This window comes from Evansella clarkii, assembly GCF_002019695.1.
In the GTDB taxonomy this organism is placed as follows: domain Bacteria; phylum Bacillota; class Bacilli; order Bacillales; family Salisediminibacteriaceae; genus Evansella; species Evansella clarkii.
Map to the genome: position 1 here is coordinate 1,553,800 of NZ_KV917376.1, position 13,237 is coordinate 1,567,036.

Annotated in this window: 8 protein-coding genes and 1 pseudogene; 6 read left to right on the top strand and 3 right to left on the bottom strand. The window is 44.1% G+C overall.

Going from position 1 to position 13,237, the window contains the following annotated elements; translation table 11 throughout:
* Positions 1–108 precede the first annotated feature (108 nt).
* The 4 genes from BK582_RS07215 to BK582_RS07230 all read left to right on the top strand — a co-directional run bounded on the left by BK582_RS07215 (position 109) and on the right by BK582_RS07230 (position 6,928).
* Entirely contained in the window at positions 109–2,529 is a 2,421-nt protein-coding gene (locus tag BK582_RS07215; RefSeq protein WP_169910890.1) for a M14 family metallopeptidase, read from the top strand.
* A 373-nt stretch (positions 2,530–2,902) separates the two neighbouring features.
* The gene (locus tag BK582_RS07220) at positions 2,903–4,258 is read left to right on the top strand and encodes a sodium:solute symporter family protein (protein ID WP_078593794.1); all 1,356 of its coding nucleotides are present in this window, start codon (positions 2,903–2,905) and stop codon (positions 4,256–4,258) included.
* Between the two features lie 311 nt (positions 4,259–4,569).
* On the top strand, positions 4,570–5,961 hold the full coding sequence (locus tag BK582_RS07225) for an FAD-binding oxidoreductase (protein ID WP_078593796.1): 1,392 nt from the start codon (positions 4,570–4,572) through the stop codon (positions 5,959–5,961).
* 4 nt (positions 5,962–5,965) lie between these two features.
* Complete coding sequence (locus BK582_RS07230) at positions 5,966–6,928, top strand: bile acid:sodium symporter family protein (protein ID WP_078593798.1); 963 nt, start codon at positions 5,966–5,968, stop codon at positions 6,926–6,928.
* Between the two features lie 117 nt (positions 6,929–7,045).
* Here the strand turns inward: BK582_RS07230 and BK582_RS07235 are convergent, their stop codons facing one another.
* Together BK582_RS07235 and BK582_RS07240 are read right to left on the bottom strand one after the other, a co-directional pair.
* Entirely contained in the window at positions 7,046–7,909 is an 864-nt protein-coding gene (locus tag BK582_RS07235) for a methyl-accepting chemotaxis protein (protein WP_078593800.1), read from the bottom strand.
* A gap of 18 nt (positions 7,910–7,927) precedes the next feature.
* Complete coding sequence (locus BK582_RS07240; protein ID WP_169911266.1) at positions 7,928–9,337, bottom strand: aldehyde dehydrogenase family protein; 1,410 nt, start codon at positions 9,335–9,337, stop codon at positions 7,928–7,930.
* 126 nt (positions 9,338–9,463) lie between these two features.
* On the opposite strand from BK582_RS07240, the gene BK582_RS07245 reads away from it, so the two are divergent.
* Complete coding sequence (locus tag BK582_RS07245) at positions 9,464–10,261, top strand: RraA family protein (protein ID WP_338066809.1); 798 nt, start codon at positions 9,464–9,466, stop codon at positions 10,259–10,261.
* A 233-nt stretch (positions 10,262–10,494) separates the two neighbouring features.
* On the top strand, positions 10,495–12,108 hold the full coding sequence (locus tag BK582_RS07250) for a glutathione ABC transporter substrate-binding protein (protein WP_078593802.1): 1,614 nt from the start codon (positions 10,495–10,497) through the stop codon (positions 12,106–12,108).
* A gap of 811 nt (positions 12,109–12,919) precedes the next feature.
* On the opposite strand, the pseudogene BK582_RS26435 reads toward BK582_RS07250, so the two are convergent.
* Positions 12,920–13,237 (bottom strand): annotated as a pseudogene (locus tag BK582_RS26435) (IS110 family transposase); the annotation flags it as partial.

The following is a 13,237-nucleotide window of genomic DNA, read 5'->3' on the forward strand; positions in this document are numbered from 1 at the left end:
TACTTTAATGTATGAAAGTATTTATTCCATACGACATTTATTAACAGAAAATTTAGAAGATTTTGTATTATAATGGAACCGCTTTTTAAATCTATTAGGAGGTGTTCCATGTTTAGTAGAAAGAGGGAGTGGAAGAACAAGGTTTTCATTTCTATGATCATTGCAGTATTAGTAGTTTCGATGCTGATTACTGGTCTGGGAGCTTCTATCTCTGCCGAACCAGAACCAGGAGAACCGATCCAGCCAGAGGAAGAGGTTGAAGTTGTCACGTTGCACGGGATGAATGACGAAGCGGCTGAAAAAATTGTGGAGCTTGGCATCGATATTTCAGCGGTGTTTGAGCATGATGGAGAAATTGAGGTAGAAGCTGTCGTTACTCCATCAGAAATCGAAATGTTAGAAGGATTAGGTCTTGAAGTAAAAGAGGCGGTATGGGTAGAGCAGGAAGAATTTTCTGCAAAAGATGAAGGGGAATCGTTTGGCATTCAGTCTGTACATTCAGCGGATAATGTGCAAATCTTACGTGCAGACCATTATACAAACCAGGCTGCAACCTTCCTTTATGTTGAAGCAAAGTCTGACGTTGGAGCATCAGCTGGGACTACTCTGACTGCAAGCTGGGAAGAAAACGGAGAGGAAAGAACAGCAATACTTAGTCGTCGTACGGATTATGGTGAATACTTATACCACTGGTTTGAACTGACGGTAGACGAAGTGCCTGAGACCGTTAATATTGAAAGTAACCAGGGTGGTTCAGCAACCAGTGAAGTAACAGAGTGGTTAGGGGACAATAGAGAGCCTAAAGATTATTATGTTACTGAATTTGTTGACTCTTATATGACGCCAACAGAAATGGATGAGCGCATGGATCAATTAGCAGAGGAATTCCCGGAGCTTGTGGATATCGTTGAATTACCGCATAAAACAAATGGTTACCGGCGTCATGCACAGGCAACAATGGGAACGCTTACAAACAACGCGGTCGTTGTAACATCCACTGCCTGGGGCCATGAAGGGGGAAATGATTTAACTGTTGAATTTGTTGACCCAGCTACAGAAAACGCGCCATTAGAAGTTTCTGTGGATGGTGACACTATTACTGTTCAATTAGCTACAAATTCTTCCGGGGACACAATTAGTACTGCCCGGCAGGTTGTTGATGCATTAAATGCTGAGGCAGGCGAACTGGTTTCTGCAAATACGTACCGTGGTAATTCAGGGGGAGGAACTGCTCTAACTTGGGAAGCGAATTTAACCGATAACTTAAGCGCTCCTGATTATGTTTCCCGTGAACCGGCTACAGTAAGAATGCTGAGTATAGGTAAAACTCGGGACGGTTCTAAACCAGCTGTTTTAGGATACGCTAAAGAGCACCCCCGTGAGTGGGTAACGTCACTAGTAACGATCGAAGCAGCTGAACGCCTGCTCAGAAACTATGAGCATGACGAAGACACCAGAAAATTAGTAGACAATCTGGAGATACTTATCATTCCTATTGTGAATCCAGATGGAACGAACTATAGTTTTTATGACCGTAACATGCAGCGAAGGAATATGACGAATTATTGCGGCCCGACTGAAGCAAATGACCCTGGAGCGAGAGGCAACTGGGGTGTTGACTTAAACCGTAACCATACAGTGGGTACTATCTGGGATGGGTATGTAGGTGCGTCAACGAGCTGTACAAGCGACACTTTCGCAGGCCCGGAGCCGCACTCTGAGCCTGAAGCGCGTAACCTTGCCTGGATTGCGGATGAATATGATAATCTGACATTTGCCATGAATATTCATAGTCACGGTGGATACTTCCTATGGTCCCCAGGTGCTTATGATACGAATCGTGTAACGCTCCCTAGACCAACTGCCGGGGAAGAAGAATACTACTGGCAGTCCTCTGAGCACATTTTAAATCGAATTCAGGATCACCGTGGTACAGTTATCCGCCCTACGAGAACAGGTCCTATTCCTGATGTTTTATATTCAGCAGCAGGTAACTCCGGAGACTTCTTCTGGTATGAACATGGTGTTTATACCTGGAATTTCGAGGTTGGAGCTCAGTTATGGGATGGAAGCAGATGGATAGCTACTGGTTTCCAGCCAGACTATGAATCAGAAGGACATGACCAGGCGATGGAGTTCGCTAACGGTTTAATTGGTATGTTCGAAGTTGCATATGAACACGCAATGAACGATACAAGACCAAAATCAAAAGCAGTACCTGGCAGTGGAAGATACTCTGAACCTGTAGAAGTAGCATTTGAAACAAGTGAGCCTGCTACTATCTACTACACCTTAGATGGCAGCCGTCCTACTTTTGATTCACCAACCCTTCAGTTAGCTGGAGTTCGTGAATCAGCAGAGACACTGCTCATTGAGGAAACGACAACGATTAAATTCTTCTCCGTAGATGTAGCTGGTAACGTGGAAAAGAATTATAAGCCAGACGGAAACGGCCGAAACTACAACTCTGTAACCATCCAAATTGGTGATGACTCTCACCCAGGAAAAGGCAGAGGCCGAGGGAAATAATTGGTGCCTGTCACCACCCGAATAATCTTGTTTCACGGCAATTGTTTCACGGTGGCAGGATGCGAGGACCCTTATTTAAGGGTTCTTGCTTTTTTTATTGGAACAAGTTTAGTTGTAAAAATAATAAGAAAATTGTAAATTGGTGTTACTAGCGGGTGGAGTTTATTTTGGCATAGAGGAGGGGGGAGGTTCAGCGAGCTGAAAAGGCAGGATGCCGGAAGCGAGTATGGGCTGAAAAGCCAGCTAAGTTTCTCCATGCACCTGGCCGTATAGCAATGGAATTTTCAACTCGGCTAAATAGTATCGAAAAGCGGGCACTTTTATTTTTCCAGCAGACAAATAACCAGTAATCTCAGAAGAAAGGAGATTGGGTATGTACTCAATTATGATTCTCTTATATTTAGTCGTCGTAGTGGCTATTGGGGTTTTCTTTAAAACGAAAGTGAAAAATATGGAAGACTTTGCGTTAGCGGGAAGGAATCTGAACACCCCGGTTTTATTAGGAACTTTGTTTGCTACATATATTGGCGGAGCGACGGTCGTTGGCTGGACCGGAAGCTTTTACTCCCTCGGCATTGATTGGTGGTTTAGCGGTGTTGGGGCTCTCTTAGGGATAGTGGCTGCAACTTTTCTTGCTGAAAAATTCAGGGATTCCGAGCAGTTTACCGTGCCGGATATGCTCGCACTAAGGTACAACAACAGCACCCGCTTTGTGAGCTCATTCATGATTATTATAGGGGATATTGCCATAGTAACGGTGCAGATCCTTGCTATGACCGGTATATTGGTTTCCTTTACTGACATTGACAGAATGCCGGCTATGATAATCAGTATTATATCGTTTACGTTGATTTCTCTTTTTGGCGGAATGAAAGGGGTAGCTTTCACCGATACGCTGCAGGCAGTGCTCATTCTCGCAGGATTGATTGCCGGAGTTGGTTTCGTATTTAATCTGGGAGGCGGTCCCGGAGAAGTATTTGGCGGGCTTCCGGAAGGATATTTCACTCCTCTCACGGATGTGACAGTGCTCGGTGCTATTGGTATGGCGATTGCTGCATTCGGAACGACTGCCGTTTCTCAGTCGATGATTTTCTCCCGTGTTTTCTCCGCAAAAGATTCCAAAACGGCAAAACGGGGGTTAGTGCTGCTGATCCCTCTGTCTCTGATAGGTTACGGTCTGGTCGCTCTAGTAGGCTTTAGCGGCCGGTCCCTTTTAGGAGGAGATATCACTCCGGACGAGGTTTTTGCTACTGTCATTACAAACTTAATGCCTCCGTTTATTGGCGGGGTTTTAATTGCTGTCATTATCGCTGCGATTGTCACATCAACCAATTCAATATTATTAAGTTCTAGTATAAATTTAACCCGGGATTTCTATCAGCAGCTTGTAAAGCGTGAATTGACAAGTAAAGAGATGATGAGAGCAGGACAATTATCCGTAGTTGTTTTTGCGGCACTGGCATTTACTCTTGCTGTTCTGATGCCAGACATCGTTACTGCAATCGTGTTTGCCTATACGATGTACAGTGCAAGTCTGCTCGTTCCGTTATATGCTGGCTATCTATGGAAAGGTGCAACAGCTGCCGCCGGTACTTCCGGAGTAATCGGGGGCGGGGGAACAGCTTTGCTATGGTATTTGCTGAACGAACCATTCGGTATACCGTCGATGATTCCAGCTATTATCGTGTCGCTGGCCCTCGTGATAGGAGTGAGTAAGTTTACCAGGTAGTGTTCGGGTGGTGCCTGTCACCGCCCGAAAAATCTTGTTTCACGGAGATAATAATTTGTGAATGACGGAGCAGGTGCACTTTTATAAGAGTGCCTGCTCTTTTTTATTGAAGTTGTGGTGACTTAGAGAAGCTGAAGCGGATGAGATTTACAACCGAGATAAGAGCCAAAAACTTTATCAGAAAAAAGTAAGAACTGTTGATTTTTTCAGATAATTTAGTAAAATGGACGGACAGAGTTTGAGGGATGGGGATTTGCAACAAATGTGAATGGGCATCCTAAGAAGTTGATACTAAGAAATGGGGAGAGTTTATGCTTGCTGCATATGAAGAAGTCATAAGTGAATTGAAGGGTGTGCTATTAAATAATCAGGTAAAGACAAATGAGTCGACGCTGGAACAGCATGGAGGGGACGAATCATATCATTCCAGGAGTCTGCCTGATTGTGTTGTTTTTCCCGAGACTACCGGGGACGTACAGCAGATTGTGAAAATTGCTGATAAATACAATATTCCCGTTATTCCATATGGACGGGGGACAAGCCTTGAGGGGCATGTTATTCCTTATGGTGGCGGAATTACAATTGATTTTTCGTTAATGAATAAAGTGCTTGAGGTAAGAGAAGAGGATTTTTTAGTAAGGGTACAGCCGGGGGTAACGCGCTCCCAGTTAAATAAAGAGCTGAAGAAATACGGGCTGTTTTTTTCCGTGGATCCGGGAGCGGACGCGACTCTCGGGGGGATGGCCGCTACAAATGCCAGCGGGACAACTTCAGTTAAATACGGTGTTATGCGGGATCAGGTGCGGGACTTAGAGGTCGTTCTAGCTGACGGGACCATCATGAACACGGGGAATCTGGCAGAAAAATCATCTTCCGGTTATCACCTCAACGGACTTTTTACCGGGTCGGAAGGGACGCTTGGCTGTTTCACCGAACTCACTTTGCGTGTCTATGGAATCCCTGAGGTGGCCATGGCGGCGAGAGTGTCGTTCCCTGAAATATCAGACGCGGTTAAGGCGGTAGTTAATATTTTACAGGCCGGCATCGACATTGCCAGGGTGGAGCTGGTGGATGAACCTTCTATGAAACAAGTAAACAAGCATATGCAGACTTCGTACATAGAGAAGCCTACTTTGTTTCTGGAGTTTCATGGAAATGAAGCTGGTCTAAAGGAAGACGTAGAATTCATGAGGGCGATTGCGGAAGAAAATAACTGTGAAAAAATTGATTTTGAGTTAGACAATGCAGCCAGAAATCAATTATGGGAAGCCCGCCACAATCTTGCTTACGCTTACGTTCATGGTTTTCCAGGCAGGAAATTGATGGTTACCGACGTATGTCTGCCTATCTCAGGACTGGCGGGAGCAGTAGAACATGCAAGGAAGCAACTGGATGAGCTGCAGTTAATCGGTGGTATTGTGGGCCACGTTGGAGACGGGAACTTTCACGTACTGCTGATGATTGATTTAGCGAATAAGGAAGAGCTGGAAAGAGCGGAGGAGCTTAACGAGAGAATTGTAATGTATGCTCTTGAGCGAGGAGGGACATGTACAGGAGAACATGGTGTAGGTGTTGGAAAACAAAAGTATCAGGAAAAAGAGCACGGCCTGGCCTTAGCAGTTATGAAGAACCTGAAGCTGGCACTAGATCCAAAAGGGATAATGAACCCGAATAAAATCGTGAATACAAGAACAGAGGGGTGATATCATGAAATTTCTTGAAGTAATCAGTTCGGCAGCAGGTAAGTATTTCGCTATTTTTGTTATTTTAACGGCGGCCGCAGCCTTTATGATGCCGGCTCCCTTCTTAGTCTTCGGACCTTATATTACTATTTTATTAGGAATAGTTATGTTTGGAATGGGGCTTACATTAAAAGCAGTTGATTTTAAGATCATTTTGAAGAATCCTGTTCCAGTAATAATTGGCGTTGGAGCCCAATTTGTCATTATGCCTTTAGCAGCATTTGCCATTGCCTATATGATGAGTTTACCGCCGGAGCTTGCGGCAGGACTCGTCCTGCTAGGATCGGTCCCTGGTGGTACAGCTTCAAACGTAATGGTTTATCTGGCAAAGGGGAATTTACCGCTGTCCATTGCAATGACCTCGCTTTCCACTATGTTAGCACCAATTACGACACCTGTTATCTTGCTTTTACTGGCCGGACAGTGGCTGCCTGTTGATGCTGCAGCGATGTTCATGTCCATCGTGCAGGTAATTATTGTACCGATTTTGTTAGGCTTGATGATTCGCCGCTTTTTTACACAAACAGTGGAAAAATCGATCAAGGTTATCCCACTCATTTCTGTAGTGGCTATCATTATTATTGTAGCAACAGTAGTAGCGGGAAATGTGGAAAATATCGCTTCTGCAGGGATGTTGATTTTCACTGCAACAGTTCTTCATAATGGATTCGGGCTTTTGCTTGGATACCTTACCGCAGCAGCTTTAAAACTGGACGAGCCTGCACGCAGGGCAATATCCCTGGAAGTGGGAATGCAAAACTCCGGACTCGGGGTTGCTCTGGCAACTGCCCATTTTGGACCACTTGCCGCCTTGCCAAGCGTGGCCGGAGCAGTATGGCACAATATCTCAGGGCCGATTTTAGCAACATTCTGGGCAAAGAAACCAGTGAAGCCAGCTGAAGGGGATGAAGGTCGCAGGGCTGTTTGAATGGTGCCTGAATGGTGCCTGTCACCGCCCGAAAAATCTTGTTTCACGGCAATTGTTTCACGGTGGTCAAACGGGTAACAGAAAAAACAGACGGCCTGTGTGCCGTCTGTTTTCTGTTTAGTCTTCTTTTTTGAGTTGTTGTTCTGCCATTTTGGACAGCTGCTCAGCGTTTGCGCTGATCTCCTGTGCGGTGGCGGAAATCTGCTGGATGGCTGCTGCCTGTGAGTCAGTTAATTCGTTCACCTGTTCGAAGGAATTGTTTAGTTCCTGGATCATAAGCTGCATTTTTTTCGTGATTTCATCGATCTGTCCTACGTTTTCTTTCGAAGAGCTGGCAAGTTTACGTACTTCCTCAGCTACTACCGAGAAGCCCCGTCCTGCATCGCCCGCGCGCGCAGCTTCAATAGAAGCGTTAAGCCCGAGAAGGTTACTTTGCTCAGATATATGTTTTACCGATACAGAGATGTTGTCGATTTCTTTTGTGCCCTCATTAACCTGGGTAACCTGGTCAGCGATGCTTTTCATTCTGTCAGCTAAGTCTGTAACAGAAGAAGAGATATCGCTGATTGTGGCGCTTGTCTGTTCCACCACTGCGGAGAGGCTTTCGGCTACTTCAAAAAGCTTGTTTGATTTTTCCATGCTTGTACCGATGCCTACGCCGCCTATAACAACATTATCTTCATTAAAAATAGGAGTCGCTTTTGCCACCAGAGGGAAGCCAAACAATTCTTTTGGTACAAAATCAGTTTTTGCTTTTCCTTCTCTGATCGCTTGTGTAATAATATCTCCTTCCTGAAGAGGGTCACCTTGTTTTACGTTAAGGGAAAAAGTTTTTGCCGGGATGTTTATTAAAAGTTTTTCTGTATCATAAACCCCGATGGTAATGTCGTCCTGCACGAGCTCATTTAAAAAAGGAGCGATCTGAACAAAAGAAGCTAGCAATGGGTGAGTCGTTTCTAATTCTGGAATAATCGTTGTCATAGTTGTTTCCTCTCTCATTTAGTATGGGAATGTCCGCTTGGTGTGATTTACGGAAATCCATTTCATTGTTGTGAACTCATCGAGGCTCCATTCGCCATTCAGACGGCCGATACCCGAATTTTTCTCACCGCCAAAAGCAACAATAGGCTCATCATTAATCGTAATATCATTTACGTGAATCATGCCGGTTTCCACCTGCTGTGCCAGCTGCACTCCACGGTCAACGCTTCCCGTATGCACCGCGCCGCTTAAGCCGAATGTCGTGTTATTCGCCAGCTCAATTGCTTCTTCATCTGAATCAAAAGGCATAACGCTTACTACAGGGCCGAATAGTTCTTCCTGTGCCACACACATGTCTGGGCTTACATCAGTCAGTATTGTTGGATGGACGAGGTTGCCGGTTATTTCACCTTTTAACAGAGGAACTGCTCCTTCAGATATTCCCTGGTCAATCAGTCTGGCTAACGTGGATGCCTGACGTTCATTCATCACAGGACCGATAATTGTGTCCGGATCTTTCGGGTCGCCTACTTTCAGGGAGGAGACCTTTTCTTTATATTTGCGGTTAAACTCTTCATAAAGGGAACGGTGAACTAAAATTCTGTTCGCCGACATACAGATTTGCCCCTGATGTGTAAACCGGCTGAATGTGGCTGCTTCTACAGCATAGTCAAGATCTGCATCATCAAGGATAATAAGAGCACTGTTTCCGCCAAGCTCAAGGAGCGGCTTTTTAAAATTCTCAATCGCTTTCACGCCGATATAGCGTCCAACTGCAGTGGAGCCAGTGAAAGAGATAATTTCCGGAATAGGGTGTGTTACAAAGTCATCGCCAATTTCCTCAATATCTGTGACAACAACGTTAATAACACCTTTTGGAACCCCAGCCTCTTCAAAAATCTTTGCGAGTAAAGTTCCGCCGGTGATTGGTGTTTGTTCATGAGGCTTTAACACCACGCTGTTGCCGGCGCCAATTGCAGGGGCAACTGATTTCATTGACAGGAAAAACGGGAAGTTAAACGGGCTGATTACGCCTACAACTCCAACCGGCTTTCTGTACAGTCTGTTTTCTTTTCCGTCGACAGGGGAGGGAAGAATTTTTCCTTCCATTCTCAGCGGATAGGTTGCAGCTTCTTTAATAATATCGATGACAAGGCCAATCTCGAAATTGGCCTTCAAACGTGTGCCGCCAAGTTCTTCAATAATAATAGAAGTAATATCTTCTCTGTTTTGCTCTACATAAACAGCCGCTTTTTCAAGGATGTCCCGTCTTCTGTACGGGTTTACTTTATCCCATTCGCGCTGCCCAAGCTTTGCACTTTTATAAGCCTGATCCAGATCGCTTTTACTGGCCATCTTAAACTCAGTGAGCGTCTCCCCGTTGTATGGATTCAGGTCAGCTAATGTCCGGGAGCTGTTCCCGTCCATCCATTCACCATTTATAAAATTCTTGCTTAAAGTCTTGTAACTTATCAATTCTTTCACCTCTTCTGGAAATTTACTGCATACTTGTATTATATCGGCAGAAAGGGACGAGGAGTTTAGTGCGGTGCCATGCTTTTGGGTTCGGGTGGTGACAGGCACCACCCGAAAAATCTTGTTTCACGGCAATTGTTTCACGGTGCTAAAATCGAAAAGCAGGAAACTTATCTTTTAAAGAGAATACAGTTTATGGAACTTAAATGGGTTGCTCGACCAGATAATACTGCTGCGAAAAAAGAAGGGGTTGTTAAAATGAGTGATATTATAAGAGATTTCCAGGGGCTCCCGGCAACGTGTATTTCTGATGCTCTGAATGGGTTGACGAATATGGATCCTGCCATTAAACCGGTATCGGATGACTTAAAGGTCGCCGGCAGAGCATATACGGTGAAACTGCGTGCTGCTGATAATAAGCAGGTTTTGAAAGCTATCAAAGAAGCGAACGAGGGTGATGTGCTCGTTGTTGATGGCAGAGGGTATGTACATAATGCTTCCTGTGGTGATTTTGTCATTGGGCTTGCGAAAACGATGGGACTTGCCGGGGTTGTCATTGATGGGGCAGTACGTGATATTGAAGGGATTCGGGAGCTTAACTACCCTGTTTTTTGCAAAGGAACGACGTTGGCGGCAAGCGACAAACATGGCACCGGGGAAACTAATGTGGAGATTTCCTGCGGTGGTGCGGTAGTTAAACCAGGCGATATTATTGTCGGAGATGCGGATGGTGTCACGGTGGTTCCGAAAGAACAGGAAGAAGAGGTTCTGGAAAAAGCGAAAGTGAAGCTTGAAAAAGATGAGAAGAGGGAGAAAGAAATTTTGGGCGACAGCGAGAAAGTCCTCGCATATATTGAGAAGCAGTTGTCTAAGTAATATGAAACAAACACTGGAAAAATACGAAGGGAAGCAGAAAAACAACTCTAGCAGAGGGTTGTTTTTCTGTTTTCCTGTTTTCCTGTTTTAGTTATCACTGGGAGCATCACCCTGGAACAATGTACTGGAGTTAAATCCTATTTTTCGGATGAGAATTAATTATTAATGTATAATGTTTATGATAGTAATATATAAATAGGAGAAGTTTATTAAGGAAAAGGGAGAGAAGAAGTATGAAAAGAAAACTGCTTATTTTGTTAATTGGGGCAGGTAGTGTATTGTTTACAGCTTGTGCCGGGGGTGATAATGAAAATAATGCAAGCAGTAATGCAGACAGCAATAACAACGGCAACAACAATGCAGTGCATGAAACGGAAGGGGAGCAGCAGGATTTAACTGTTGGCCTTGCTGGAGATCCTGTGTCTCTGGATCCTCATGCTGCTAATGATGGTATTTCGTTATATGTCATGAACGGGATATACGATACGCTGGTTGAATTAAATACTGATTTAGAGATTCAGCCTTCACTTGCGGAAAGTCTGGAGCCAATTGAGGAGACTGTATGGGAAGCGAAGCTGAGGGAGGACGTTGTTTTTCACGACGGCAGTGAATTTAATGCAGAGGTAGTGAAAGCTAATCTGGACCGGGTTCTGGACCCTGAGGTAGGTTCACCCCTTTCTTTCTTATTTAATATGATCGAATCGGTAGAGGTTGTGGACGATTACACCGTACATATTACTACCGAATTTCCATTTTCAGCATTGCCATCCCACTTGGCTCATCCAGGGGGGCATATGATCAGCCTGGAATCCATTGAGGCAGATTATGAAGCTATGGAAAATGGTGACGGGGCGTTGACAGTGGTGAATGAAAACCCGGTGGGAACAGGTTATTTCAAATATGAAGAAAGAGTTAACGGGGAGTATACAAAACTAGTTAAAAATGAAGATTACTGGGGCAATGAAGCACAAGTGGAGTCAGTAACTTTTAAAGTGGTACCTGAGGATTTAACGAGAATGGGAGAATTACAGACAGGTGCCTCTGATATTGTCTATCCTGTTAATGCCAATGATATGAGTGAAATTAATGCTCATGACGAGACATTTGTTAATGAATCGGAAAGCGCGAGTATGGCTTACGTTGGGATGAATGTGGAGAGGGAGCCTTTCAATAATACGGAAGTGCGCCAGGCAATTGCGCTGGCGATTAATAAAGACGACATTATCCAGGGAGCGCTGGATGGTGTAGGCCTGCAGGCGAAAGGGCCGTTAGCTCCAACTGTTTTTGGATATCATGAAGGTATTGAAGAAATAGAACATGATTTGGAGAGAGCTAATGAATTGATGGAAGAGGCAGGTTTCGGTGATGGATTCAGTGCTGCAATACTGACGTATGACCGCAATACAACAAACATTGCTGAGCTTATTCAGGCTCAATTAGGGGAAATCGGCATTGATTTAAGCATAGAAACAACAGAAATCGGCACTTATCTTGAAATGACCGGAAACGGTGAAGCTGATATGTATGTTGGCAGCTGGGGTACAGTAACCCTCGACGGGGATTACGGTTTGTACCCGATGTTCCATTCGGACAATGCAGGAAACCCTGGTAACCGTTCCTTCTATGCGAATGACGAAGTAGATGCATTATTAGAGCAGGCGAGACAATCAACGGATGAAAGTGAGCGTCTTAAGCTTTATGCAGAAGCACAGCAGATAATCGTGGACGAAGCGCCGATTGTGCCGCTTTACCATTCTGTCCTTCTGGCAGGGTTAAGAGAAAATGTAAATGGATTTTTCCAGTATCCAAGCAGCTTCCCGTTTTTACGTGATGTGACTGTGGAGTAGTTTGTGGGTTCGGGTGGTGCCTGTTTCGGGTGGTGCCTGTCACCACCCGAAAAATCTTGTTTCACAGAGAATGTTTCACGCTGTCAGGTGGATTTGTGGGCGTGTGAAGAAGGTTGAAGAACATTTTGTACTGAACTCTTTGTAACTCATGAAAATGAATTATATTCCATCAGTAGTATGATTTTAAGCAGGTGCCCTGGCGGCATCTGTTTTTTTGTGCAAGTTAAGTAATCATTCAGTGCCAAGCGGAATAATAGTCGCCCTTTGCTTTTTTCTTCTAAATGTCTTCGAGAAACTCTAGCAACATAGGGTTGTTTATATAATTAAATTATCTTTTTTTCAATTTGCAACAAGGTAATTTCTATCGCCCGTCCTGGATGCCTTTCGAGATACCAAATTTCATTTTATGTTGTAAAACCGCCACCTTCTAGATCCTACACACGTATGTGTGTGAAACAAGAATATTCGGGTGGTGACAGCGTACTATGTCAATTAGTTTTTTCTTGTTTTTGCGTAATCCAAATAACCTTACGTAAAAATATACAAAAAATACCATTAAGCAACTGACAGAAAGCTTTATAGATGAGTCTCACTCTTCTCGGACTTGAATAGAACACTACCTCGTTTCAATACTACAGGGATACAGCCTGGTTAGTTCAGGTTTCGTTGTCATAACGTACAATTCGCATTTGTAGGACGAGGTAAATCATGCTGTCACTCGAGGTCTATGCCTCCGGCACCGAGTCGATTTTCCCTCAGCCCCAGAGGAGGAGACTCATATTTTATTAGTAAGAATCAAATTATCATAATTTTATGCTGCACTAATCAATTGATAAAAATCCTTCATTTTTGTATGGCGTAACTTCTCTTTCATCATCTTTAAATACTCATACGACTCATCTTTTGTTTCATAGACTATACGATTCTTAAGCATGGAAAAAGCAATACGAATGAACTTATTTCCTAAAGCTATATAGGCTTTCCTCTGATGTTTGCCACGATCTCGAAGTTTATTGTAATAGGAACGCAGATCCTTATTGTGTTGAGCTAAAGACTTGCCGATTGTATAAACAATAAACCGAAGGTTCTTATTTCCCTGTTTCGAAATTTTTCCGTGAAACCCTTGCAG

What these genes read in the sequence shown, in the direction of transcription:
- BK582_RS07215 (WP_169910890.1), top strand. Translation starts at nt 109, where the DNA reads ATGTTTAGTAGAAAGAGGGAGTGGAAGAACAAGGTTTTCATTTCTATG.
- BK582_RS07220 (WP_078593794.1), top strand. Translation starts at nt 2,903, where the DNA reads ATGTACTCAATTATGATTCTCTTATATTTAGTCGTCGTAGTGGCTATT.
- BK582_RS07225 (WP_078593796.1), top strand. Translation starts at nt 4,570, where the DNA reads ATGCTTGCTGCATATGAAGAAGTCATAAGTGAATTGAAGGGTGTGCTA.
- BK582_RS07230 (WP_078593798.1), top strand. Translation starts at nt 5,966, where the DNA reads ATGAAATTTCTTGAAGTAATCAGTTCGGCAGCAGGTAAGTATTTCGCT.
- BK582_RS07235 (WP_078593800.1), bottom strand. Translation starts at nt 7,909, where the DNA reads ATGACAACGATTATTCCAGAATTAGAAACGACTCACCCATTGCTAGCT.
- BK582_RS07240 (WP_169911266.1), bottom strand. Translation starts at nt 9,337, where the DNA reads ATGGACGGGAACAGCTCCCGGACATTAGCTGACCTGAATCCATACAAC.
- BK582_RS07245 (WP_338066809.1), top strand. Translation starts at nt 9,464, where the DNA reads ATGCTTTTGGGTTCGGGTGGTGACAGGCACCACCCGAAAAATCTTGTT.
- BK582_RS07250 (WP_078593802.1), top strand. Translation starts at nt 10,495, where the DNA reads ATGAAAAGAAAACTGCTTATTTTGTTAATTGGGGCAGGTAGTGTATTG.